We start from the raw sequence: 24,926 nt of genomic DNA, 5'->3' as shown, positions 1-24,926 counted from the left end.
TCATGGAAGCAGAGGCCGGAAGACGCCGTCGCCGAGGGCGTGGGGCCGAGGCGGTCCCGCAACCCAGTCGTGACGTGAACTATCGTCAGCTGCGCAATCCGTTTCCGCAGATGGAAGTATTTCCGGCGGATCAGATTGCTGAGATGCACGAGACGGCCTTGCGCACGCTGGAAGAATTGGGTGTGAAGGTCCTGCTGCCCGAGGCGCGCCGGATTTATGCGCAGGGTGGTGCGCGCGTGAATGAAGATAATGAGATGGTCTTCATCGGGCGCGACATGGTCGAGGCTGCGGTGGCGTCGGCCCCTAAATCCATTGCCTGCCGCGCCGGGGCGCGGCGCAGGGATTTCACGCTGGAGCTAGGTTCTTTGGTGTTCCAACCCGGGGCTGGTGCTCCGAATGCGACTGACCTGGAGCGCGGGCGCAGGCCTGCAAACGGGCAAGACTATCTGGAGTTCCTCAAGCTCACGCATTATTTCGATGTCTTCCAGATGATCTCGCCTCAGGTCGAACCGCAGGACGTACCCACCAACGTCAGGCACTATTTCACCACCCAAGCGCAAATGGAATTGACGGACAAGTTCCCCTTCTTCTTCTCGCGCGGAACGCCTCAGGTGATGGACTGTTTTGAGATGCTGTCTATCGCGCGCGGGTTTAGCGATGATGAGTTCCGTGGCAATCCGCATTGTTACACGATCATCAACACCAATAGCCCGCGCACGCTGGATATTCCGATGGCGCAGGGGCTGATTGATTTTGCGCGCCACGGGCAGATGTCGATCATCACTCCATTTACCCTGATGGGCGCGATGGCGCCAATCACAGTTGCGGGGGCCATCACCCTGTCGCATGCCGAGGCGCTCGCGGCTTTGACACTGACGCAGTTGACAAATCCCGGCGCGCCAGTGTGCTATGGGACCTTCACCAGCAACGTTGATATGAAATCCGGTGCGCCTGCGTTTGGAACACCATCGCATTTTCAGGCTTCACTGGCCGCGGGGCAACTCGCGCGACACTTAGGCCTGCCTTGGCGATCGGCGGCAGGGTCGGCTTCGAACCTCAATGACGTACAGGCAGCCAACGAGAACCAGTTCGGTCTCTGGGGATGTCTGATGGCCGGAGCGACAGTGATCATTCACTCAGCCGGTTGGCTTGAAGGTGGCCTGACGGTGTCCTTCGAAAAGATGATCTGTGATGCAGAAGTCCTGAACATGGTGGCCGAACTTTGCGCCGGAGCGCAGGCAGGGAATTCAGAGATAGGTTTCGATTCCGCGCTGTGCGAAGTTGAACCCAGCGGGCATTTCTTCGCGACCAGCCAGACGATGGAACGCTACAACACTGCATTTTACGAGCCACATATTCATGACTACGCCAATTTCGGGACTTGGACCGAGCGTGGTTCGGTCGACGCAAATCACCGGGCGACAGGCGTTTGGAAAGAAATTCTAGCGAATTTCGAAGCCCCAGCCCAGGATGTGAGCCGCCTTGGCGCGTTGCATGATTTCGTCGCACGTCGCACGGAAGCAGGCGGTGCACCGCCGGAGAGTTGAATGAGCACAAAACCAATCCTCCACCGGGACGATCCGGAAGCTGAACCCTTGACCGGCAATATCAAGGTCACACGTGATGACTGGTTGAACGTCGCCATGGACGTCTTGATCTCGGATGGGGTCGAGCAGGTGAAGGTCATGAACCTGGCGGAACGTATGGCGGTCTCGCGCTCCTCGTTCTACTGGTACTTCAAGTCTAGGCAGGAGTTGTTGGATGCGTTGCTGGCGCGATGGCAGGCAACCAACACGGCAGCATTGATAGCACAATCCGAACTGCCTGCAGAGACGATAACGGCGGCTGTTTGCAATGTTCAGCGTTGTGTCGTGAACTCAGAGCTTTTTGATACGGCGCTTGATTTTGCCGTTCGAGATTGGGCGCGACGATCGGGAAAGGTGCGACGCATGTTGGATCAATCCGACGCGAGACGTCTGGCAGCGCTGCGCACGATGTTCATCCGTTTCAACTATGATGAGATCGAAGCCGAGACTCGTGCACGCGTACTGTACTATATGCAGATCGGGTATGATCTAGCACAGTTGAATGAGCCGATGGCGACCAGGCTATCGATGGTGGCACACTATCTTTACGTCTTCACTGGGGTTGAGCCGCGACCCGAAGAAGTATCCGATTTCAGCGACTATGCGAAACGCCTTTGGGAGAGGACAGGACATGAGCCAACCTGATGCAATCATTATCGGAACCGGCGTAATTGGGGCCGCCATCGCCTTCGAGATGGCAAAGGCGGGTTGGAAGACTCTGTCACTGGACCGCAATACGCAAGTTGGGCATGGATCGACCGCCGGTTCATGCGCCATCGTCCGGATGCATTATTCGACTTTTGATGGCACGGCCTTCGCCTGGGAGGGATACCATTATTGGCGTGATTGGGCAGATTATCTGGGATTGTCCGATGATGCCAATCTGGCACAGTTCCGTGAAACCGGCTGTATGGTCATGAAGACGGAGGCCAATGGATTTCTTGAAAACCATAAGAAGTATAGTACCGAACTGGATTGTCCTTTTGAAGAATGGACACCGGAGAAGATCACTGAACGTATGCCGATTTACACGTTAGACAGCTTCGCTCCGGCGCGGCGCATGGATGATCCAGAGTTTGGGCAATCGAACGGGGCACATGTTCAAGGCGCGGTTTTCTGGCCGAACGCGGGATATGTGACAGATCCGGCGTTGTCGGCCCAAAACCTGATGGATGCGGCAAAGTTGCATGGTGCCGACGTTCGCACCGGTGCTGAGGTGCGTGAAATACTGACCAGCGAGGGCCGCGTTGCGGGCGTCAAACTTGCCTCGGGTGAAGAGATCCATGCCAAAGTGGTTGTAAACGTCGCTGGGCCCGGGTCGGCAATTGTTAACGAAATGGCTGGGGTTCTGGGTGACATGACCATCCAGACTCGCCCGCTGCGGCAGGAAGTCGTGCATGTCCCGGCACCCGAAGGGTTTGATTTTGAGACACAAGGAACAATTGTCTCAGATAGCGACATCGCCCTTTATTGCCGCCCTGAGCATGGCAACCACATTCTGATCGGCTCGGAAGATCCGGCGTGCGATCCGCATCAGTGGTGCGAAGATGACGTGAATTATAACCACGAATTTACAGACCAGTGGACAACGCAAGCCATGCGATACGCGCAGCGCGTTCCCAGCCTGGGGATACCTTCACGCACCCGGGGCGTCGTGGATTTGTACGATGCATCGACAGATTGGATTCCGATCTATGATAAATCCAGCCTTCCGGGTTTCTATATGGCCTGCGGCACCAGCGGGAACCAATACAAAAATGCTCCGATCGCGGGCAAGATGATGACCGCTTTGATCGGCTATGTCGAAGGCGGTGCAGATCATGATGCCAATCCGTTGCGGTTCGAGTTGCCCTATTTAGGCCGGACAATCGACACCGGATTTTATTCCCGCAAACGGCCCATCAATACCGAAAGCAGCTTTTCGGTTCTCGGTTAAGACACCTCTGCGCGCGCTGTTTCGAAGCTCTCTTCGCGTACCGGTCCGAACCCTCGTATCTGGTCCGCCGCCGAGAACGCGCGCAACCACTCTGCTTCTGATCGTGCTGTCGGATTGGTCTGATACATGTCCAGAAGCCCTTCAAACCAATTCAGGATATTACGGTGCAGCCGCGCTTCGGCGTGATATCCGAACGGGTTCAGAGGTGATCCGCGCAATCTGCGCAGCCTCGAAAGCCCACGCAGAACCGGGCGCATCCATACGCCCACCGCAAACTTGACCGGTCGCCCGCGCTCATCCTTGCGCCAACTCAGCAGTGGCGGGGCAAAATGGTATTTGGTTTTGTAATCTCCTTCGAACTGCTGTGAGAGTTCCGCGGAAAAGTCCGGGGATGTCTGCAGTCGGGCGACCTCAAATTCGTCCTTATAGGCCATGAAACGGAACAGATTTCGGGCAATCGTCTCAGCAAGTCCGTCCGGGATGTCTGAGTTTGACGATCGGATTGCCTTAATCCGCTGCGCGTATTGGTTGGCATATTCGGCGTCCTGATAGTTAGTCAAATATGCAACCCGGCGCGCGATCATTTGGTCCAGTGTTTCTTCTGCCTGGATCGGCTGCGTCAATCCCTGAACCCGATCGGGGTCGACGACTAAGCATCGCCCAAGAGCAAAAGCCAACCGGTTCTTCTCAACCGCAACTCCGTTGAGGAGGATGGCCTGAGACAGAGCGGTATGTGACACAGGCACCAGCGCCTTTTGCCAAGCATAGCCCAACATAATGACATTGGCGAAAACCGTATCGCCTAACAGCGCCTCGGCCATCGCGTTTGCGTCAAGGCTGATTATATTTTCCGCACCCACTACGTCTGCAATCGCCTGCTCCCGCGCATCAACCCGTAGTTCGGCATCACGACGCAGCACAAGATCTCCGGTAGGCATCTCGGCCCGGTTCAGAACGACGCGCGTCCCCGGCGCAAAGTGAGCCGATGCTTTGGGGGCCGAGCTTACGACCACATCGCATCCGATCACAGCATCTGCAGCGCCCTGATCAATGCGCACCTGGTTGAGCGTATAAGGTTCTTTACCGAGGCGGATGTAGCTCAGTACGGTTCCGAATTTTTGTGCAAATCCGGTGAAATCCAGAACCGAAGCACCCTTACCTTCTAGATGCGCCGCCATGGTGATCAAGGCCCCGACTGTAACCACTCCGGTGCCTCCGACGCCTGTCACCAGCAGATCAAAGGGGGACTCCAAAGATGCGGCTGAGGGCAGGGGCAGTCCCGCCTCAAGCGCATCAAGATCCATATCAACGCTCTGCTTGCGCCGAGTTGCGCCCTCAATGGTGACGAAACTGGGGCAGAACCCGTTCAGGCACGAGAAATCCTTGTTGCAGGAGCTCAGATTAATCTTGCGCTTGCGGCCCAGCGGCGTTTCACGCGGCTCAACGCTTAGGCAGTTCGACGCGACGGAGCAATCGCCACAGCCTTCGCAGACGAGATCATTGATCCAAACAAATTTCTGTGGGTCTTCCATCATGCCGCGCTTGCGGCGGCGTCGCTTTTCGGTCGCGCAAGTCTGTTCGTAGATCAGAACGGTAACACCGGGTATGTCGCGCAGCTCGCGTTGCAGGCTGTCCATTTCTGCCCGGTCATGAAATGTAGTTCCCGCAGGGAATTCGGCACGGCCGAACTTGGTGATGTCATCCGAGACCAGTGCGATCCGCTCGACCCCCTCGGCGCGGCAGGTTTGCGCGATGCCTGCCACGCTGACTGGCCCGTCCACCGGCTGCCCTCCGGTCATTGCGACCGCATCATTGTAGAGGATTTTATAGGTGATGTTCGTTCCTGCCGCGACCGCCTGTCGGATCGCGAGGGATCCCGAATGGTACCACGTCCCTTCGCCCAGATTCTGAAAGATATGCTTGCCGCCATTGAATTGTGAGGCCACCACGTGAGGCACGCCTTCTCCGCCCATCTGAGCGTAGCCGACGGTTTCGCGATCCATCCATGATGCCATGACATGGCACCCGATGCCGCTGGCAGCAGTGGAGCCTTCGGGTACTTTAGTCGAGGTGTTGTGCGGGCAACCCGAGCAGAAATAGGGCGTTCGCGTTGCACCCGGGACGTTGATCACGGGCGCTTCCGTCTCGGTCAGCGCGCGCGCTTTAGCAGGCAGGTTTTCTTCTGGAAAGAACGTGTCAAGGCGGGCGGCTACGATGGGGGCTAGCATCAACGGGCTGAGTTCCCCGGTCCACGGGATCAGCGGTTCACCATGGCTGTCATATTTGCCCACCATCTTGTGGGGTTTGTCGCCGGGCCAGTCATAGAAATACTCTTTGAACTGGCTTTCGATGATGCCGCGCTTTTCCTCGACGACCAGAACCTCGGCCTTGCCTTTCACAAAGCGCAACGCGTTGCGGCGGGCCAGCGGCCAGACCATCCCGACCTTGTAGATGTCGATCCCCAAGCGACGGCAAGCGGCTTGATCAAGGCCCAACAAACGCAGCGCCTCCATCAAATCAAGGTGACCTTTGCCGGTGGTCACAAATCCGAATTTGGCGTTGTCGATGTCATAGATGCGTCGGTCGATGGGGTTTTCTTCGGCAAATGCCCGGACGGCACGCAGTTTGTGTTGTATGCGGGTCTCGATTTCAGGCGAGGGCAGGTCGGCCGTCCGCACATGCAAGCCGCGTTCTGGCAGATCGATCCGGGGCGGGGTGAAACTGCGGTCCGGGCGCAGGTCGACCGAACGCGCGCTTTCTACTGTTTCCGAGATCGCCTTGAACCCGACCCATGTGCCCGAAAAGCGGGAAAGAGCGAATCCGTATTCGCCGAATTCCAGATATTCCTCGACCGAGGCCGGGTTCAATGTGGGCATAAACCACGCCATGAAGGCCACGTCCGATTGGTGCGGCATCGACGAACTGACGCAACCGTGGTCGTCACCCGCCACCACAAGCACGCCGCCTTTCGGGGCGGAACCATAAGCATTGCCATGTTTTAACGCATCGCCTGAACGGTCGACGCCAGGGCCTTTGCCGTACCACATCGAAAAGATGCCCTCGACTTCGCAATGTGGGTCCAACGTGGCCTGCTGAGCACCCAGTACGGCTGTTGCGCCCAGGTCCTCGTTCACAGCGGGCATGAAGGTGATTCTGTCAGCTATTAATCGCTCTTTGGCGCGCCACAGCTCTAGGTCCAACCCGCCCAGTGGCGATCCGCGATAGCCAGAGACAAAACCTGATGTATTCAAACCTGCCTGCCGATCGCGCCGCGCCTGATCCATCATGATCCGCGCGAGGGCCTGAGTGCCCGTCAAAAAGACCCGGCCTTGAGTTAGGGAATAGCGATCGTCGAGTTGATAGGTGCGAATATTTCGGTCGAGGTGGCTCATTGCATCGGGTCCATGGGATTATGCCTTTGGTTGAGGAAATTTTAACCCAGTTCGAATGGTTAACCGTTCCATTTTGTGTGCCGAGATACGATATTTTGGAAAAAAAACTCACAATAGATCAAAATGCAGATTAGAACATCCAATATGATTACTCTAGATGACCGAGACCGCCGAATTCTGACGCTGCTGCAGAATGACAGTCGAATTTCGAATGCAGATTTAGCCGACACAGTGGGGATGTCGGCCTCGGCGCTTTGGCGCAGAGTGCGCGCTCTTGAAGACGCAGGGATAATCGAACGCTATGGTGCCTTGGTGAATCCACCGGCGATGGGATTGACGTTCGAAGCAATCGTACATGTGCATCTGACGCGACACGATCCGGACAAAATCGTCGACTTCATCCGAGCGGTGGAACTAAGCCCCGAAATCCAGGAATGCTATGCAACTACGGGGCAGGCGGACTACCACTTGCGTGTCCTTTGCCGAGATCTGGCGGCTTACAATACGTTTCTGGAGGACTTCCTGTTTCGACTGCCAGCCGTTGCCAGTGCGCAGACCAATGTGGTGTTGCGTACAATCAAAAGAAATCAACCGATCGTGCCTTAAGCTTCAGGCTGCGAAGACCACCCAAGCCCAGGCCATCCCGATATAGGTCAGGTTATGAAGCAATTGATCCAGACCAGCAGCGCGCCAGAAAGCTGCCTGATTGGGTTGTAGCTGTTTGCGATCTGAGTAATTGGCTTTTGCGAAATCTATGTGGAAATGCACGATCCATTCCAATGCAGCAATGATCAGAATAAATTCTATCGGCGCACGAAAGAGCGCAAAGATAATAACCGATCCCACAACATGCACAGCTGCATGTTGCGCGCGTCCCATGTGGAAATACGTGCCACGCCCGGAAAGCATTTTGGGCGTCTGTAAATAATAATCGGCGAACATGTGCTTGATCTGAAGCAGGCAGAGCAACAGAAACACAGCGCCAAAGTTGGCAGGCAAATGAATCCTCCCGATATCGTCCTGAATCAGAAGATTAGGGGGTAATGGCCTGCCGCGCAAATGAACTTGTTCACACAACGCGAAATAAGCGCAAATCGGATTTTCATTTGCGTCTGAGGATACGATTGCGGTAAATTCGTGCCGTTGTATTCACACCAAAATCAGTGATTTGAGCGGTGGGTCATTAGTAGGGGCGGGTTCAATCGAGCGAACGATCTTTCGGTTCATCTGGAAATACTCCAAACGCGATCAGCTGATTCTACTGGCCGTGACGGCGACGCTATTTCCATTACTCTATCTCACCTTGGAGCTCCCCAAACGCATCATCAATGATGCAATCGGCGCGACCAGTCAGATCGTCGACGTTTGGGGATATAGCCTGACACAAACTGCATTCCTGACGATTCTCTGCTTTGCCTTTCTGGCTGCGGTGCTGGCGCATGGTCTGATGAAAATGCGCATCAACACCATGAAGGGTGTTTTGAGCGAACGGATGCTGCGTCGATTTCGGTATCAGTTGATCAATCGCGCGCTTAGATTTCCGCAGCCCTATTTTGAGCGTGTGAGCCAGGGCGAAATGGTGTCGATGGTCACCGCTGAAAGCGAACCCATGGGAGGCTTGATGGGGGATGCGATCAGTCAGCCTGTGCTGCAGGCGGGTCAGATGATCACGATTCTGTCCTTTCTGTTTCTGCAAAGCGTCTGGTTCGGTCTGGCTGCCGTCGCCTTGATTCCTTTACAGGCCTGGTTGATCCCCAAACTGCAGCGTCAAATCAATTTGCTGAACAAGAAGCGCATCCAGGAGGTCCGCGTACTGGCCGCCCAGATCGGTGAGAATGCCGCCGGTGCATCGACTTTGCGTGCCAATGGGGGCTGGCGGTATCGTCGTGCGATGATCTCGGACCAGTTGGGGCGGTTGTTCGCCATCCGCTTTGATATCTATCAGAAAAAGTTCTTTATGAAGTTCATCAACAACTTCATCTCGCAGCTGACTCCCTTCATGTTTTATCTCGTCGGAGGCCTGCTGGTATTGCAGGGATCGGTTTCTTTGGGCGCATTGGTGGCCGCGCTGGCCGCCTACAAAGACCTGAGCTCTCCCTGGAAGGAACTGCTGACTTACTACAACCAAACGCAGGACATGTCGCTGCGATGGGATGTTGTGATCGAGCGATTCGCACCGGAAGGTATGATTGACGAGGCGCTGTTCGAAGGCGAGCCTTCTGAACGCCCCCATTTGAATGGTGATATCGTGCTGGACCGGGTCTCGGTTCGCGATATTGATGGCAATCAGGTGCTTGACGATCTGAACCTGACTTTTCCGGCGGGTAAGACCATTGGTATCTCGGCAACCAGCGAAGAAGATCGTGATGCACTGACCGAATTGCTGATCCGAGAGATTGCACCGACCTCTGGACGGATCGAAATCGGCGGCATCAATTTGGCAAGCCTGCATCAGAGCGTTGTGGCAGCGCGGATCGGTCTGGCTACCTCTCGGCCGGTGATGTTTCAGGGTACGTTGGGCGAGAACGTGATTATGCCGATGCGCCCCCGCCCATTGTCCACTTCATCTGATGATCCGAATTTCGCGGAAACGCTGCGCGCGGGTAACAGCGCGGATCCAATAGATACCAAATGGTTTGATCCGGGATTGGCCGGTTTTGACGATACCGATCAGTTGCGTGAATGGTGGCTGCAGTTGATAGACGGCATGGGTTCAGGTGCCGCTCTGTTTCAGCGCGGAGCAGAACAGGCCTTTGATCCCAATGAACATCCGGAGTTGGCGGCCAAACTGATTGAGCTGCGGCCATTGGTACAACAGGCAGTGCGCGAGGCTGGTCTGGCCGAGCAAGCTTTGGTTTTTGACCGGTCCACTTATAACCCCGCATTACCGGTTGCTGAAAACCTCTTGTTCGCGACGCCCTGCGTGCCAGTCAATCAACAACTTCTGGCGCGCCAAACCGTGTTTCTGGGTCAGTTGCGTGAACTGGGGCTGGATGAAACTCTGGTCAGTCTGACCCGTGACGTGATTGAAATGCTGCGCCAGATCTTCGGACTGGATGGAACCGACCACCCATTGTTCCGCAAACTCGGGCTTGAGGCTCAAACCTACGAGGCTGCGGTCGAATTGGTTGAGCAAACCCGCAAAGAAGGCGCACAGGGCTTGGACGACGAGCAATTGGCCAGCTTGTTGTCGGTGCCGTTTGTGATCTCGGCGGAACAGATCGGTCCTGCGTTTTCGGACGAGCTAAAAAATCGCATCCTCGAGCTTCGCCACAGCCACTCGGAAAAATTGCTGGAACCTCTGCACGATGTTTTTGTGCCTTTGAATGAGAACGCCTTTGCACCCGGCCTGACTGTCATGGAAAATGTGTTATTCGGTAAGGTCAGCCAGATTGGTGGTGCGCGAACCGATGAGGCACGCAAGCTGATCGTCGATGCGTTGGCTGAAAATGGCGCGCGTCCGTTGGTGGTTGAACTGATCTATGATGTGCCGGTTTCACTTGGTGGTCAGAACTTGCCGGCGGTGTTTGCTGAACCCTTGGCCTTTACGCGCGCAACGATCAAAAAGCCGGACATTTTGATCCTGGAAACTGCGTTGGCCAGCTATGACATGGAAACGCAGGTCGCGGTTTACAAAAATCTGCGTGAACTTTTGCCCGAAACTACGGTAATCTACCTGAATGATACGTTCGAAAATCCAGATGTTTTCGACATGCATGTCGAAATTCGTCAGGGTCGGGTCGTGACTGGCGAAGGCCCAACCGACGTCGAGGGTGACAGCGCTGCATCTGCCGACCTGAGTCGCAAATTGCGAGCGCTGGAACAAACACCGTTGTTCTCGGGTCTTGACCGCCGTCAGCTCCGCCTGCTGGCCTTTGGTGCGCGTTGGTTCGAGGCCAAGGCTGGCCAGGTGGTGTTCCTAAAGGACGACCAGCCAACCGATGGGGCCTATGTCGTCCTCGAGGGCGAAGCGGGTCTTTATCTGCCGCGTTCGGGCGAGGACGACCAACTTATCATAACCGTTGGCGCGGGTGCTTTGGTTGGTGAGCTCGGATTGATCCGTAAAGAGCCACGGGCCTTGAGCATGGTGGCAGAAACGGACCTGTCCTGTCTGCGAATTGGTGAAGAAGAATTCCTGGCCGTGGTCGAAAATGATGCTGCCACAGCCTTCAAGCTGCTGCAGGTTATCGCAGGATATGTCTCGAACTGATCGGCCTAGGCATCTGGCTCACAAAACAGGCTATAGAGAAGTTCGATCATCTGCGCAGCTTTGCCATCATTCAGTGCGTAATAGATCGTTTTGCCATCGCGTCGGGTTTTTACCAGTCCTTCGTCGCGTAAGCGTGCAAGCATTTGGCTGACCGCTGCCTGCCGAAGCTCCAGCAAATCCTCCAACTCTCCTACAGAACGCTCGCCGTCTCCCAGATGGCACAGGATCATCAGGCGACCTTCATGTGCCAGGGCCTTGAGGAATACCGCTGCCCGTGCCGCACTTTCTTTCATATCTGCTGGGGTTTCCCCCGACAAAATTTGAGTGTCGTTATCCTGAGGTCTCACGCAACAACCTAAGATCTACTTCTGGGTCGGATCAATATGCCTTACTTGCCGTCCGATTGTCACCCCTCGACCACAGGAGCGCCGCCCTGAAATGCATTTCCATTTACATAGTCGCAGGGCGCTTCCTGCATCTCTAAGTGCAGACCATCACCTATGTAGGGGTGTGCGCGCGCAAGGTCCTCGTCAACGTCAATACCAAGCCCGGGCTTGGTGGGAGGAGTGACAAAGCCCTCGTTGACGCGGATGCTTCCTTTGATCAGTTGGTCGTGAAACGGCGTTTCGATACTTTCCAGAAGCAAAAGGTTTGGAATCGATGCGGCCAGATGAATGTTGGCAGCCCATTCAATCGGGCCCGCATATAGATGCGGTGCCATCTGCGCGTTAAAAACCTCGGCCATGGCGGCGACCTTCTTCATCTCCCAGATACCGCCTGCACGGCCAAGTGCGGGTTGCAGTATTTCGGCGGCGCCTGCGCGCAATACCGCGCCGAATTCGGCCTTGGTCGTCATCCGCTCACCAGTCGCGACAGGTATGCGGACATTGCGCGCCACGCGAGCCATATCTTCGATCATGTCCGGAGGAGTGGGCTCCTCAAACCACAACGGAGAATAGGGTTCCAGCGCTTGCCCCAGGCGAATTGCTCCGGCGGTGTTGAACTGACCGTGGGTGCCGAATAGCAAGTCGGCCTTGTCTCCGACGGCCTCGCGGATGGCCTTACAGAATGCAACTGACATTGAGATATCCGACATAGCAGGCATATGCCCGCCGCGGATCGTATAGGGCCCCGCCGGATCGAATTTGATAGCTGTGTAGCCGCGTCGAACCATTTCCGCCGCACTTTCACCGGCCTGTTCCGGCGAGGTCCAGAAGTCAGCCAGATCGTGCTGAGGAAGCGGGTAGAGATAGGTATAGGCCCGGATACGGTCGTTCATCCTGCCGCCCAGAAGTGCATAGACCGGTCGATCCCGATCTTTGCCAAGAATGTCCCAGCATGCGATCTCTAAGCCCGAGAACGCGCCCATGACAGTCAGATCCGGGCGCTGCGTAAATCCGCTGGAGTACGCACGCCGGAACATCAATTCGATATTCTCGGGATTCTCCCCTTGCATGTGCCGTTCGAACACATCGCGGATGACATGGGTCATGGCATCGGGTCCGACCGAGGATGCATAGCATTCTCCCCATCCAACCACACCCGTATCGGTCGAGACTTTGACCAGAATCCAATAGCGCCCACCCCAGCCCGGGGCCGGAGGGGCGGTAACGATGACATCGAGATCCTGCAGTTTCATCAGGCGCTCCTTTCAGGGGTTCAGTCGCGGTCGAACATGATCACATTGCGCTTAGCGGCACCGGTCTTGGTATCCTCGATGGCTTCGTTGATCTGTGAAAGGGACCAGCGACCCGAGATCAACTCGTCCAGTTTCAGCCGCCCCTGTTCATAAAGATCAATCATCCATGGAATATCGCGCTGGATCACAACGTCCCCCATTTTTGACCCAACCATGCCTTGCCCAAGCGCTGCCAAAACGACGGGTTCATAGCTGGACATGTCACCAGAATGCGGCATCCCGATCATGATCGCTTTGCCACCGCGGCCCAGATAGCGCGGGGCCTGGTCATAGGCTGGGATAGCGCCAACGGTGATCAGAACCGCGTCTGCTCCACGCCCGCCAAGCGCTTTATACGCGGCTTTCCAAGGTTCCTTGAGGCTGCCCAGAACGCCATGCGTCGCTCCGAACTCTTTAGCGATCTCAAGCTTTTCTTCGGTCATGTCGACGGCAACGATACGGCGCGCGCCGGCGATACGTGCGCCTTGAATCGCATTTAGGCCAACCCCACCGGCACCAATCACTACAACATCCTGCCCGGGGCGCAATTCAGCGGCGTTTACGGCTGCACCGACCCCGGTGATCACGCCGCACGAGAGCAGGCTGGCGAGATCCTTTGGTAAAGTTTCGGGAATTCTGACGATCTGACGATGGCTGACCACGACCTTCTCGGCGAATGCACCGCATGCCATCGCTTGTTCCAATGCGCCCCCGTCTGCGGTTCGTAGCGGTCCTTTGATCGTGTCATAGGGCGTTTCGCAAATGGTGGGTTTTCCCCCAGCGCACGAGGGGCATGACCCGCACGCACGGATCAGTGTCACGACCACCGGATCACCAACCCTAAAATCGCCCGCACCGTCTCCGACTGCCGAGATTATCCCAGCGGCCTCATGCCCGTAGACGGCAGGTAGGTGACCGCCCCATGCCCCGCTGGCGAATGAGATATCCGAATGGCAGATTGCCACGGCCTCAAGCGTAACTTCTACCTCACCCATTCCAGGTGGCGCGATCAGAATGTCTTCGATGATCAGCGGTTCGCCGAACGCCCGGCACACGGCTGCTTTGATGGATTGCATGTTTTTCCCCGTTCCCGTTTGAGCTCACGGTGGCGCGTCCTGGCCTAACCTGCAAGGTGGTTTCCGTCACGTATATGTCGTTGTTATGCCAATGCGGCGCGCGCGTTCATAAATGCAGCAGGCTGTTATCAATCTTTCCGCCTCGCATTCCACAAGAGCCGAACGAATAGCTGGGCCAGTTTTGCACCCCGCCTTCGCGGTGATTGCGATCGCTTGTCATCGGGCCCCGGTCACATTCGTTCCGAGATCTGGTGCATCAATCCGGCCAGATGCTCAGGGTGCGAGAAGAACGGTGAATGAGAACTGTCGATGGTCAGGCGCATACCGGCGTCTGCGCATCCAGCCATTTCGGCTTGATACTCGGTCGGCACTGTACGGTCATCAGTCGTCCGGATGTATCCTTTTGGGACGCTGGCGAAGTTTTTGCCTGTATCTAATGGTGTCGCTTGCGGCGCGATAGCTTGGGGGCATAAGCGACCAAACGCGTAGGCCACAACCTCATGCGGGCAGTCATGATAAAACAGATCATGAACCCGATCCGGCACAACCGTATACGATAGACCATCAGAAGATTTTTCGACGGCATCACCTATCAGCTGGCGAGGCGCGCGTTTACGCATTTCAATCATGGAAAGCCCGGATTGCGGGACATATGCGCTGAGATAAATTACACCCCGCATGGCGTCCGGATCAGCCTCGGCAGCGGCGCTGACGGGATAACCGCCCCAGGAGTGTGCCACGATGATCGATTGTGGTGTTGAGGCTTTCAAAATTGCATCCCGGCACGACTCGAGGGTCACATCCTGAATTGGAGTTGGGTCCGAACCATGGCTTGGCATATCGATAGCGCGGGCAGAATGCCCGAATGTAGTCAATTCCGGAATCAGGTCACGCCAGCACCAGGCACCGTGGCATGACCCGTGGACTAGTAAGAAGTCCGCCAACTCTTTCTCCCTCAGATATGGCCGATCTCGATCAGGAAATTGCCAAGCAATTCGGCATATTCCTGCGGGCGCTCGACACATGGCAGATGACCCGCCCGTCGAATCAGTGCAAAGCGCGAGCCAGGTATCAGATCAACCGTTTCACGTACTAGATCGGGCGGAGTCGAACCGTCCTCGCTGCCGGCAATTCCCAATGTGGGCAGCCGCAGGCCGCTGGTGGGCGTGTAGAAATCTGTGCCCGAAATTGCGGCACAACACCCCAGATAGCCCTCAACTGGTTGCCGAACCATCATGTTTCGCCACAAGGGCATCTCAGGGCCGGACTGGAAGTGTTTCGAGAACCAACGCTCCATTGTGGCGTCAGCAAGGGCTTCGATGCCACCGGCGCGAACGGCTGCCATACGATCTTGCCAGATCTTAGGCGTCCCAATCTTGGCAGCGGTATTCGACAGCACCAGTGCGCGGATTTGGTCCATGCGTTTTACCGCCAATCCCTGCGCAATCATACCGCCGATGGACAGGCCGACAAACACGCAGTCTTTTACCTCAATATGATCCAGTAGTTGTTCAGCATCTCGTACCAAGCTCCCCATCGAGTAGGGGGCGGCTGGTTGGGACGATAATCCGTGTCCGCGTTTATCGAATCTGATGATCCGTAACCCCTTAGGCAGAAAATGTATAATCGGGTCCCAAAGGCGCATGTCGGTACCCAGTGAATTGGCGAATACAATGGGGGCTCCATCGACATCTCCGTCAATTCGATAGTGTAGACTTACGTCTTTCAGGTCAGCGATACGCATGTAATCGGTCCCCGTCTGTTCAGGGTGCCTAATAAAACAAACTCGATCAGATTTTGCACTGATCGCTCCCGATTGTCAGGTAAGGAATTCCAACGCTTGTTCAAATATCTGCGGATCTACATTCCCGCCCGAGGCCACGACGATCACGGTATCCCCTTCAATCTGATCTTTCCGAAACAGCGCTGACGCCAAAGACACCGCTCCACCTGGTTCCAACACTATCTTGAGGCGCAAAAAGGCGAGGGCCACGGCGTGCAGTGCCTCCTGTTCAGATACTGCAAGTCCTGGGCCGCAAAGCCGTTGAAGAATCGGAAAGGTAATTCGCCCCGGTTGCGGTGTCAGGATTGCGTCGCAGATGTTACCGGATGAGGCATTGTTGCTTTGGATTGCGCCAATTTGCAAAGAGCGTTTCACATCGTCAAAACACTCGGGCTCACATGGGCGCGCGCGTAGGCCGGGCGCATGATGTTCCAGAGCCAGTGCAATGCCAGAGGTCAACCCACCTCCGCCGCAACACACGAGGACATCGCCTTCGGTCACGTCAAGCTCGTGCGCTTGACGCGCTAATTCCAATCCCGTCGTACCTTGCCCTGCAATCACTTGCGGCTCATCATAGGGTCGGATCAGCGTCAAACCGCGCTCAGTAGCCAACGCTTCACCGATGTCTTCGCGGCTTTCGGTTGCACGGTCGTAGAGGACAACTTCACCCCCCAGCGCGCGGGTGTTTTCAATCTTCAGCTTCGGCGCATCCGACGGCATGACGATGACTGAAGATATCCCGTGTTGAGCTGCTGCATATGCAACGCCTTGCGCGTGATTGCCCGAGGAATAGGCGATCACACCGCGGTTGCGCGCCGCGTCATCCAACGCAGAGATTGCGGACCACGCGCCGCGAAACTTGAAACTACCGGTGTGTTGCAGGCATTCGGGTTTTACCAATACGCGGCGACCCGCGATTTCATCCAGAAAAGGTGATGACAGAAGCGGGGTCTCGCGCACGTGCCCTTTCAGCCTGTTGGCTGCGGCTTCGATCATGTCAATGTTGCTCATGTGGCATCCAATATTTGGTGGATTAGGTCGAGGGATTGCAGTTCGTTCAGGAACGGTACGTGACCACGGTCCGGTACTTCGGTTGAGATCAGTTTGGGGTGGCGCGCGTGCATTTCTTGTACTGTGGCAGTGCTCAGCAGGTCGGAATTCGCACCCCGGATAACGCCAGTCGGGATATCGTGCAACGCGTCGAACATGGGCCAAAGGTCAGGAGCGGGCGTGTTTGCCGCCTGTTCGATCAGAGCGTTTCTCAGGGCAGGGTCATAGCGCAGTTCCAGTCCGGTATCGGTCTGGATGTATTGGTTCTCAACCTGCTGTCTCCAGATGTCCAAAGAGACACCTGGGAATTGCGATTCCATCATGACCCCAAGGGCGTGAGCCGCATCGTCGTAGGTTTTTGGGGTTGGGCGGTTGCCGACATAGTCCATGATCTTGGCAATACCACCGAGTTCGATCACCGGTCCGACGTCATTCAGGATCACGCCTGCCAGCCGGTCAGGAAGGCTCATGGCCAGCACCATGGTGATCAGGCCGCCGCGCGAGGTGCCCAATAGTGTCACTTTGCCCAAGCCCAGGTGATCCAGCAGTTCAACTGCATCCTGCCCCTCGCGTAGAATGTTGTAGTTCGTATAATCTGCATCAAAATCGGATTTTCCGCGCCCGCGATAATCCATCGAAATCATTCGAAGATCCGCCACATGCGGTGCAAGAAATGAAAAGTCTCGGCAATTTCGGGTCAAACCCGCCAGGCAAAGCAGTGGCTGACCTGTACCTGTATCTTCGTAATAGAGGCGCCTGCCGTCCGAAGTGGTGAAATACGCCATCAAAGCCCCGCCAATTGCGGGATCGTCGTCAGGTCAGACAGCACATGGGCAGGTTTCCAAGGCAGGCGGTCCATCGGTTCCCCTGCGCGATTCACCCAAGCGGTAACAAACCCATAGCCGCTTGCCCCAGCGGCGTCCCAGCCGTTTGAACTGACGAATAGCACTTCGTCACGCGCGCAGCCAAACCGGTTTTGCACGAGGTCATAGACGCTGGCATGGGGTTTGAAGACCCCGACGCTTTCAACCGACAACACGTCATCAAGCACATCTCCGATCCCAGCAGATTGAACCGCACCATCCAACATAGGAGGTGAACCGTTGGACAGGATGGCCGTCTGCATCCCGCCCGCTTTCAGTGCTTTAAGCATCTCGGGGACCTCAGTATAGGCCTGCAACTCCCAATACAAATCCAGTAAGCGCTGCCGAAGGGTGTTATCCCCTTGCAGGCCAACCGCTTCCAACGCCCAATCCAGCCCATCTTGCGTGACGTCCCAAAAGTCACAATGCGCATCAGCGACAGCACGCAGCCAAGTGTATTGCAGTTGCTTCAGACGCCAGTGACTGGCCAATTCGGGCCATTTATCCGCCAGTGCCTCGAACCCCGGTTCCGCTGCGGCCTGCCGGGCAGCAGCAGCCACGTCAAACAGAGTGCCATACGCGTCGAATACACAAGTGGTGATAGCCATCCGATCCTCCCCTGATCGGGCGCAGGTAACCACAACCGGTTCCGGGGTTAAAGAGGGCAGGGTTTACAATGCCGTGTCAGCCTCTAGGCTGCGCCGTTCATTCCTTTCAGGCCGGAGGCCACCATGACCGCAATAAAAGATGGCGACACCGTTCGCATCCACTACACCGGAACTCTGTTGGACGGCAAAGTCTTCGACAGTTCCGAGGGGCGCGATCCGCTTGAGTTTGCGGTTGGTTCAGGCCAGATCATCAAGGGTCTTGATGCTGCCCTGCCGGGGATGGAGATTGGCGAGAAAAAGCGTGTCGAGATTGATTGCGTTGAAGCCTATGGTCCGATCAATCCGGGTATGCGGCAACAAATACCGCGTGAAGGCATCCCGGATGACATTCCGCTGGAACCCGGCACGCAATTGCAGATGCAAACACCTGACGGTCAGGCGCTGCCAGTGACTGTTGTCGAAGTAGATGAGGCGACGGTGACCCTGGATGCAAATCATCCATTGGCGGGGCAGGATCTGGTCTTTGATATTGAAATAGTTTCGATCAACTGATCCCGTTCAGATCAAAGGCCGGGGATATGTGACAACATAGGCTCAACCGCATCGCGTACGGGCGGTTGGGTCAGAAACACAAAGGCAATCAGCAGCGATGTGAGTATTAGCAGGAACAGACGTGCACGTCCGCTTCCTGACTTGCGTTTCAACGCTGGCGAGCGTGCGTTACTCGCAAGGATTTGTTCAAGTTTGCTCATATCGTAATCCCTGCGGGGCAAAGATGGTCAAATCTTGGCACCCGCAGGGAAAGATATGGTCACATGGCCTCGGGCTGAGGCATACCCAGAATATGATACCCGCCATCGACGCGGATGATCTCACCCGAGGTGTAGCTTCCCGCATCTGAAGCCAGATAAACGGCAGTGCCGCCAACAGCTTCAAGCGTTGCATTTGAACGCATGGGGGCGTTCTGGTCGCAGAACTTGTAGGTCTTGCGCGCTCCGCCGATGGCGGCACCGGCCAGCGTCTTCATAGGGCCGGGTGAGATGGCGTTGACGCGGATGCCGTCGGGGCCCAGATCGTTTGCCAGATAACGGGTCGCAGATTCCAGCGCCGCTTTGGCTACGCCCATGACGTTGTAATTCGGCACCACCTTGTTCGAGCCCTGATAGGTCAGGGTCAGAAGCGTGCCGCCATTGTCCTTCATCAGGGGATAGGCGCGGCGCGCGACCTCGATAAACGAATAGGCCGACACATCCATTGAATGCTTGAAGTTTGCGCGTGTGGTGTTCAGGAAACGGCCCGTCAGTTCGTTCTTGTCCGAATAGGCGATAGCGTGGACGACAAAATCGATGGTCTGCCAGCGCTTTCCCAACTCGCCAAATGCGCGGTCTAGTGATGCGTCATCGGTGACATCCGCATCGACCATGAAGTCGCTGCCAAGGCTCTGGGCCAGAGGTTCAAGCCGCTTGCCGAACGCCTCGCCCTGATAGGTGAAAGCCAGTTCAGCGCCCGCCTCGTGCATGGCTTTGGCGATGCCCCATGCAATCGAGCGGTCATTTGCCACGCCCATGATCAGGCCGCGTTTACCCTTGAGAATATCCGACATCTTGTTCACCCGTTATACTTCGACAGAACCATGGATCCGTTGGTGCCGCCAAAGCCGAAGCTGTTGGTCATCACGCTGTCCAGGCCTGCGTTTTCAACTACTTGAGTTGCAATTTCACCGGGCAGGATGCCTTCGGCAAGTGTGTCGACATTGATCGACGGAGTAATGAAATCATGTTCCAGCATCAACAGGCAGAAGATCGCCTCAAGCGCGCCAGCCGCGCCCTGCGCGTGGCCGGTCATCGATTTGGTTGATGAAATCGGAGGTACGCTGCCTTCGCCAAAGATACGGCGTACGGCTTCGACTTCGCCTACATCGCCAACCGGGGTCGAGGTGCCGTGGGCGTTGATATAGTCGACCTTGCGGCCTTCGGGCACGGTCGACAGCGCCAGACGCATCGCGCGTTCGCCGCCTTCGCCAGAGGGTGCTACCATGTCGTGCCCATCAGATGTCGCGGCATAACCCGTGACTTCGGCATAAATCTTGGCGCCACGGGCCAGCGCATGTTCGAGCTCCTCAAGAACTACGATGCCGCCACCACCGGAAATTACGAACCCGTCGCGGTTCTGATCGAATGCGCGCGAGGCTTTGTCGGGCGTGTCGTTATATTTGGACGACATCGCACCCATCGCGTCGAACAGGCAGGACAGGGTCCAGTCCAGTTCTTCGCCGCCACCTGCGAACATCACGTCCTGCTTGCCCAGCATGATCTGTTCAGCCGCGTTGCCGATGCAGTGCAGCGACGTCGAGCAGGCAGAGGTAATCGAATAGTTGATGCCCTTGATCTTGAACGCGGTCGCAAGGTTCGCTGAAATCGTCGAGCACATGCATTTAGGCACTGCAAACGGGCCGATCCGTTTGGTCGCGCCGGTTTTCAGCACGGTTTGGTGTGCGGTCAGCATCGCGCTGGTCGAAGGTCCGCCCGAACCCGCGACCAGACCGGTGCGCGGATTAACGACCTGATCTTCGGTCAGCCCGGCATCAGCGATGGCCTGGCTCATCGCGATATGGGCATAAGCCGCGCCCGGTCCCATGAACCGCAGTGTGCGCTTGTCCACGTGATCAGCCACGTCGATTTTCAGCGATCCGGCGATCTGGCTGCGAAAGCCATGTTCGACCATCTGTTCGTTGGCCTCAATGCCAGATTTGCCTGCTTTCAGCGAGGCAAGCACCTCTTCAGCGTTGTTCCCGATCGAGGACACAACCCCCAAACCGGTGACGACTACTCGACGCATGTGCGTACTCCTTGTTTCGGCCGGTCAGGCTCAGGCGTCTGACAGAACGACCTTCATGTCCTTGACGTCGTATATCAATTCGCCATCGGCTTCGACGATGCCATCTGCCACACCCATTGTCAGACGGCGCGTTTGGATCGCTTTTTTGAAATCAATTTTATAGGTCAGCATCTTCCGGTCCGGGCGTACCATCCCGGTAAGCTTGACCTCGCCGACGCCAACGGCCATGCCACGGCCTTGCCATCCGCGCCAACCGAGGTTGAAGCCGGTCAGTTGCCACAGACCGTCCAAGCCCAGACAGCCGGGCATGATCGGGTTGCCGGGGAAATGGCAGTCAAAGAACCAAAGGTCGGGTTTAATATCAAATTCGGCCAGTACATGGCCTTTGCCGTGCGCACCACCATCGCCCGAGATATCGGTGATCCGGTCCATCATCAGCATCGGCGGGGCGGGCAACTGCGCGTTGCCAGGGCCAAAAAGCTCGCCGCGGGCGCATTTCAGCAGATCGTCCTTGTCAAAACTGCTTGGGAATTGGGCCATTCTGCCGCCTCTCCTGCCTGGGTCTGTTCGTTATATCTGGTCTCGTCTAGCACCCGTTTGCAAGGTCCTGCAAGACCAGCACGCCATATCATGTCGTGACACGTATACTTCTTGCGAATGAATTTCATTTGAAATTGCAGGTCGGGCGCACTTATATTAAGGGCAGCAAAACACAGGTATCGGATTCATGACACCTCAGAGCCGTGACATCGCTGCAAATTGGTTGGTTGACGCAGGTTTGCGCCCCACGCGCCAAAGGGTTGCTTTGGCCGAATTGCTTGTGGGTGACGGGTTGCATCGTCATGTGACCGCAGAAAGCCTGTTTGAATCCGCAAAAGCCAAAGGTGACGCGGTTTCGCTGGCGACCGTATACAACACATTACGCGCGTTCTGCGATGCCGGGGTTCTGCAGGAAATCACTGTGGACGGATCCAAAAGCTATTTCGACACCAATACGCACGACCATCCACATTTCTATTGGGAAGACGAAAGCCGCCTAAGCGATGCGCCGTCAGATCAATTGGTGATTCAGCAATTGCCGGAAGCTCCTGAAGGCGTCGAAATCGCATCGGTCGATGTGGTGATACGCTTGCGGAAGAAATAACTGCTAATCCTTTCGTAACAACGAAACCAACGCATGTTCGGCTTGCGCGATCAGTGGATCTGCAGGCCCCGTTCCATGCCGAGCCAATACAACGGATTCGGTTGCGTCCGGATCGGTGATCGGCAGGCTTACCAAGCGGACCTGATCATAGCTGAAGCCGCTTTTAGGGCTGGTATAACTTATCCCGATACCTTCCCCATGAGCAGCCAGACTACGCGAAAGCTCGAGTGATTCCGCCCGGTGCGAGATTGTGGGATTCAGACCTTTGCGTCTGAAGAGCGCGAGCACATGCTGCGCGGACAGACCCTCTTTGGACAGAATCAATGGATGTGCCGCGAGCTCGGTTAGGGTCACCTGCTCGGCCCTCGCCAGTGTATGATCGGGTGAAAGCAGTGCATGTGGCGTGCTGTCGAACAGCTTCTTGCACAAAAAACCGGCGTCCATGCCCAGATCATACGTAAGCGCAAAATCATATCTGCCATCGATCAGGCCGGAAATCAGACCTTCGAACGTTTCAACCCCGTGTGTCAGGACGACATCGGGCAAGGCCTCTCGCAGACGGTGCAGAGATTGGGCCAGAAGAAAGGGAGCCAGATCGACGAAGCATCCCAGGCGCAATCGGTTCTCGCCGGTTAGCGGTTGTTTTGACTGTTCTAATAGGGCTGCTCGGTTCAACACGGCTTCGGCTTCTTCGATAAACTTGCGGCCTTGCGGGGTTAATGCCATCGCGGCACCCTGCCTTCGGGCAAAGAGTGGATATCCCAAATGTGATTCGACCCGGGTCAGCGCATTGGACAAGGCGGGTTGCGAGACGTTCAGGCGCTGTGCTGCCGCAGACAGGCTGCCATGTCGACCAATGGCGCAGACATATTCGTATTGGCGGAGTGTAAGGTATAACATTAGGTTAATACCTAAATCGAAAGATATGATTTGAACAGAGGGCTCATTCATGCGCAGATCGGGTGACAAATCCAAGGAGACCGCGATGACTCACCCTCTTGTTTCCCAAGCCATGATTGACGACTTCCAGACGGACGGTGTTGTGTTGGTCAAAGGCCTGTTCGCCGATCACATTGAAACCCTGCGGGCTGGGGTTGCGGCAAATATGGATGAACCGGGACCCTATGCGTCAGAGAACAAGAAAGACGGTGAGACCGGCCGTTTTTTCGACGACTATTGCAACTGGTCTCGTATCCCGCAGTTTCGTGAAGTGATCGAAACATCCCCTGCTGCCGAAGTTGCAGCCGACCTTATGCAATCGCAATCCGTGCAGATGTTCCACGACCATGTACTGGTGAAGGAGCCCGGGACCTCAATGGCGACTCCGTGGCATCAGGATGGGCCCTACTATTTTGTCGATGGCCAACAAAATATAAGCTTCTGGTCACCGTTGGACCCGGTGAAACAAGCGACCTTGCGTTGCGTCGCCGGATCGCACCGCTGGGAAAAAGAAGTGCTGCCTACTCGCTGGGTCTCGGAAGAAGGGTTCTTCCCTGATGAGGGGCAGTACATGCCGATCCCCGACCCGGATGCAGAAGGGATGAAGGTTGTCGAATTCGAGATGGAGCCAGGCGACGCCGTGGCATTCAACTACCGCACGCTCCACGGGGCCCGTGGCAATACTTCCGACAGTCGGCGCAGGGCCTTCTCGCTGCGGTTGGTTGGTGATGATGCGCGCTATGTTGAACGTCCGGGGCGGACATCGCCGCCATTTCCGGGGCATGACATGGTGCCGGGGCAAAGGCTACGCGAGGACTGGTTCCCGGTTCTGTTGCAGCGTTAGGATCTAGAACCACTGGCCTGATTCAATCAGGCCCAGATCCAGCAACTGGCGCGAATCCCACTCGAACGGAGTTGAATGGTTCCAGCGAAAATCAGAGATATCGAACGTCGATCCGGCGTTCGTTTTTAGTGCTTTGGCCGCACGGAAGGAGCAGATCGCGGCGGTCAGGTTGTTGTGCCAAGGGCAGGCGTAGGTGTTGTATTCCGCCTCGTTGAACGTGTGATCCGGCAGAAGTTTCAGATCGGGTTTTGCTTTAAACAGCGAAATCCGATCGATGCGGCGCCGTTCATAGGGGATATGATCTTCGAACCGCCAGCGCAGGCCGCCAGACATATCCAGCTGCCGCTCTAGCGGCTTGCCAGATGCATCATGCCGCGTGTGGGCGTAGTATCCGGTCTTGTCCAGCATTGCTTGATCGGGGGCCACGCCGTTGGGAAAGGCCGTTAGATCGTTCGCATACAGATCGATCACGTGGGTCAACATCGCCTGACGCCGCTCTTCTGAATGGAAGGCGAGCAACTCGCCAACCGAGCGGGTCTCGCAGAACGGATAGAACAGGTATTCGGCGTTGTAGCAGTAGTATATCCAGACGCCTTGCGTGGCTTGGATGATCCGGTTGACGGCGTCAAAAACGACTGTTCTGGGCGCGCATGTCATCACAACCCTGTAGACCCTCTCGCTCAGATCATCGTCGATCGCAAATTCCCTTGGCAGGAACGCAATCACCGATTTGAACCCCAGTTTAAGGTGGTGATGAAGCGTGCTTTCCAATTCGACTTCATCTTCGGCGAAGATCAGCGCTATAGGGCCCTTGTTTAGGGCATCACCGCCGGATTTCAGAAGGTGATCAAGGGAATCGTACTGCATCGTTGGCTTTGTTTCTGCCTCGCTGGAAATTCCCGCCAAATTCGGGTAATTGCGCCAGCATTGCAAGCGGCGTTCGATACGTATAGACGACGCCGACCCAGCGACTGCAAAG

Annotated in this window: 24 protein-coding genes; 8 read left to right on the top strand and 16 right to left on the bottom strand. The window is 56.2% G+C overall.

The annotated features are described in order from the left end of the window. Positions 1-2 precede the first annotated feature (2 nt). The 3 genes from ACR0JR_RS15055 to ACR0JR_RS15045 are packed head-to-tail and all read left to right on the top strand — an operon-like array spanning position 3 to position 3,522. The gene (locus tag ACR0JR_RS15055) at positions 3-1,547 is read left to right on the top strand and encodes a trimethylamine methyltransferase family protein (RefSeq protein WP_480456841.1); all 1,545 of its coding nucleotides are present in this window, start codon (positions 3-5) and stop codon (positions 1,545-1,547) included. Further along, positions 1,548-2,231: a TetR/AcrR family transcriptional regulator gene (locus ACR0JR_RS15050; protein ID WP_480456839.1), complete on the top strand. Its 684-nt coding sequence runs from the start codon at positions 1,548-1,550 to the stop codon at positions 2,229-2,231. Next, the gene (locus tag ACR0JR_RS15045) at positions 2,218-3,522 is read left to right on the top strand and encodes an NAD(P)/FAD-dependent oxidoreductase (RefSeq protein WP_480456838.1); all 1,305 of its coding nucleotides are present in this window, start codon (positions 2,218-2,220) and stop codon (positions 3,520-3,522) included. Before ACR0JR_RS15050 ends, ACR0JR_RS15045 begins: the two co-directional genes overlap by 14 nt. On the opposite strand, the gene ACR0JR_RS15040 is transcribed toward ACR0JR_RS15045, so the two are convergent. Further along, entirely contained in the window at positions 3,519-6,914 is a 3,396-nt protein-coding gene (locus ACR0JR_RS15040) for an indolepyruvate ferredoxin oxidoreductase family protein (protein ID WP_480456837.1), read from the bottom strand. The two genes, ACR0JR_RS15045 and ACR0JR_RS15040, sit on opposite strands and share 4 nt — an antisense overlap. 144 nt (positions 6,915-7,058) lie before the next feature. On the opposite strand from ACR0JR_RS15040, the gene ACR0JR_RS15035 reads away from it, so the two are divergent. Next, on the top strand, positions 7,059-7,520 hold the full coding sequence (locus ACR0JR_RS15035) for an Lrp/AsnC family transcriptional regulator (RefSeq protein ID WP_010437964.1): 462 nt from the start codon (positions 7,059-7,061) through the stop codon (positions 7,518-7,520). A 3-nt stretch (positions 7,521-7,523) separates the two neighbouring features. Here ACR0JR_RS15035 and ACR0JR_RS15030 read toward each other — a convergent pair whose 3' ends face one another. After that, positions 7,524-7,913: a DUF3307 domain-containing protein gene (locus ACR0JR_RS15030; protein WP_010437966.1), complete on the bottom strand. Its 390-nt coding sequence runs from the start codon at positions 7,911-7,913 to the stop codon at positions 7,524-7,526. A gap of 169 nt (positions 7,914-8,082) precedes the next feature. Here ACR0JR_RS15030 and ACR0JR_RS15025 point away from each other — a divergent pair, with 169 nt between their 5' ends. Then, positions 8,083-11,124 carry an ABC transporter transmembrane domain-containing protein gene (locus ACR0JR_RS15025; RefSeq protein WP_480456835.1) on the top strand — a complete coding sequence of 1,014 codons (3,042 nt, stop codon included), beginning with the start codon at positions 8,083-8,085 and terminating at the stop codon, positions 11,122-11,124. Between the two features lie 5 nt (positions 11,125-11,129). Here the strand turns inward: ACR0JR_RS15025 and ACR0JR_RS15020 are convergent, their stop codons facing one another. The 8 genes from ACR0JR_RS15020 to ACR0JR_RS14985 all read right to left on the bottom strand — a co-directional run bounded on the left by ACR0JR_RS15020 (position 11,130) and on the right by ACR0JR_RS14985 (position 18,182). After that, the gene (locus tag ACR0JR_RS15020; RefSeq protein ID WP_170477613.1) at positions 11,130-11,417 is read right to left on the bottom strand and encodes an ArsR/SmtB family transcription factor; all 288 of its coding nucleotides are present in this window, start codon (positions 11,415-11,417) and stop codon (positions 11,130-11,132) included. A gap of 113 nt (positions 11,418-11,530) precedes the next feature. Continuing rightward, positions 11,531-12,763 (bottom strand): mandelate racemase/muconate lactonizing enzyme family protein, encoded by a 1,233-nt coding sequence (locus ACR0JR_RS15015; RefSeq protein ID WP_480456833.1) that lies wholly within the window; start codon positions 12,761-12,763, stop codon positions 11,531-11,533. Positions 12,764-12,783: 20 nt separating this feature from the next. Further along, the gene (locus tag ACR0JR_RS15010) at positions 12,784-13,878 is read right to left on the bottom strand and encodes a Zn-dependent alcohol dehydrogenase (protein ID WP_480456831.1); all 1,095 of its coding nucleotides are present in this window, start codon (positions 13,876-13,878) and stop codon (positions 12,784-12,786) included. A 230-nt stretch (positions 13,879-14,108) separates the two neighbouring features. After that, positions 14,109-14,822, bottom strand: a complete 714-nt coding sequence (locus ACR0JR_RS15005; RefSeq protein WP_480456829.1) for an alpha/beta fold hydrolase — start codon at positions 14,820-14,822, stop codon at positions 14,109-14,111. Positions 14,823-14,833: 11 nt separating this feature from the next. Further along, positions 14,834-15,622: a 3-oxoadipate enol-lactonase gene (gene pcaD, locus ACR0JR_RS15000; protein ID WP_480456827.1), complete on the bottom strand. Its 789-nt coding sequence runs from the start codon at positions 15,620-15,622 to the stop codon at positions 14,834-14,836. A gap of 75 nt (positions 15,623-15,697) precedes the next feature. Continuing rightward, a complete protein-coding gene (locus ACR0JR_RS14995) occupies positions 15,698-16,672 on the bottom strand; it encodes a threonine ammonia-lyase (RefSeq protein WP_480456825.1) in 975 nt (324 codons plus the stop codon). Continuing rightward, entirely contained in the window at positions 16,669-17,496 is an 828-nt protein-coding gene (locus ACR0JR_RS14990; RefSeq protein WP_480456823.1) for an alpha/beta fold hydrolase, read from the bottom strand. Before ACR0JR_RS14990 ends, ACR0JR_RS14995 begins: the two co-directional genes overlap by 4 nt. Next, positions 17,496-18,182 (bottom strand): haloacid dehalogenase type II, encoded by a 687-nt coding sequence (locus ACR0JR_RS14985; protein WP_480456821.1) that lies wholly within the window; start codon positions 18,180-18,182, stop codon positions 17,496-17,498. Before ACR0JR_RS14985 ends, ACR0JR_RS14990 begins: the two co-directional genes overlap by 1 nt. A 123-nt stretch (positions 18,183-18,305) precedes the next feature. On the opposite strand from ACR0JR_RS14985, the gene ACR0JR_RS14980 reads away from it, so the two are divergent. Next, the gene (locus ACR0JR_RS14980; RefSeq protein ID WP_480456820.1) at positions 18,306-18,734 is read left to right on the top strand and encodes an FKBP-type peptidyl-prolyl cis-trans isomerase; all 429 of its coding nucleotides are present in this window, start codon (positions 18,306-18,308) and stop codon (positions 18,732-18,734) included. An 11-nt stretch (positions 18,735-18,745) separates the two neighbouring features. Here ACR0JR_RS14980 and ACR0JR_RS14975 read toward each other — a convergent pair whose 3' ends face one another. Genes ACR0JR_RS14975 through fabA form a run of 4 tightly spaced genes read right to left on the bottom strand, consistent with a single transcriptional unit; the run spans position 18,746 to position 21,560 of the window. Continuing rightward, positions 18,746-18,934 carry a hypothetical protein gene (locus tag ACR0JR_RS14975; RefSeq protein ID WP_170477585.1) on the bottom strand — a complete coding sequence of 63 codons (189 nt, stop codon included), beginning with the start codon at positions 18,932-18,934 and terminating at the stop codon, positions 18,746-18,748. Positions 18,935-18,993: 59 nt separating this feature from the next. Continuing rightward, complete coding sequence (locus ACR0JR_RS14970; protein WP_170477581.1) at positions 18,994-19,785, bottom strand: enoyl-ACP reductase FabI; 792 nt, start codon at positions 19,783-19,785, stop codon at positions 18,994-18,996. Between the two features lie 5 nt (positions 19,786-19,790). Next, complete coding sequence (fabB, locus tag ACR0JR_RS14965; protein ID WP_480456818.1) at positions 19,791-21,020, bottom strand: beta-ketoacyl-ACP synthase I; 1,230 nt, start codon at positions 21,018-21,020, stop codon at positions 19,791-19,793. 30 nt (positions 21,021-21,050) lie between these two features. Continuing rightward, positions 21,051-21,560 carry a bifunctional 3-hydroxydecanoyl-ACP dehydratase/trans-2-decenoyl-ACP isomerase gene (gene fabA, locus ACR0JR_RS14960; protein WP_170477575.1) on the bottom strand — a complete coding sequence of 170 codons (510 nt, stop codon included), beginning with the start codon at positions 21,558-21,560 and terminating at the stop codon, positions 21,051-21,053. Between the two features lie 187 nt (positions 21,561-21,747). Between fabA and irrA the strand changes: the two genes are divergently transcribed. After that, a complete protein-coding gene (gene irrA / locus ACR0JR_RS14955) occupies positions 21,748-22,164 on the top strand; it encodes an iron response transcriptional regulator IrrA (RefSeq protein ID WP_170477572.1) in 417 nt (138 codons plus the stop codon). Between the two features lie 3 nt (positions 22,165-22,167). Here irrA and ACR0JR_RS14950 read toward each other — a convergent pair whose 3' ends face one another. Next, positions 22,168-23,064, bottom strand: coding sequence for a LysR family transcriptional regulator (locus ACR0JR_RS14950; protein WP_480456817.1), 897 nt, complete (start codon positions 23,062-23,064; stop codon positions 22,168-22,170). 85 nt (positions 23,065-23,149) lie between these two features. On the opposite strand from ACR0JR_RS14950, the gene ACR0JR_RS14945 reads away from it, so the two are divergent. After that, on the top strand, positions 23,150-23,947 hold the full coding sequence (locus tag ACR0JR_RS14945) for a phytanoyl-CoA dioxygenase family protein (protein WP_029621670.1): 798 nt from the start codon (positions 23,150-23,152) through the stop codon (positions 23,945-23,947). 3 nt (positions 23,948-23,950) lie between these two features. Here ACR0JR_RS14945 and ACR0JR_RS14940 read toward each other — a convergent pair whose 3' ends face one another. Further along, the gene (locus tag ACR0JR_RS14940; RefSeq protein WP_170781539.1) at positions 23,951-24,814 is read right to left on the bottom strand and encodes a hypothetical protein; all 864 of its coding nucleotides are present in this window, start codon (positions 24,812-24,814) and stop codon (positions 23,951-23,953) included. Positions 24,815-24,926 lie beyond the last annotated feature (112 nt).

The organism is Ruegeria sp. AA3 (assembly GCF_056542905.1).
The sequence above is the reverse complement of the archived record's forward strand: the minus strand, read 5'-3'. Positions and strand labels throughout refer to the sequence as shown.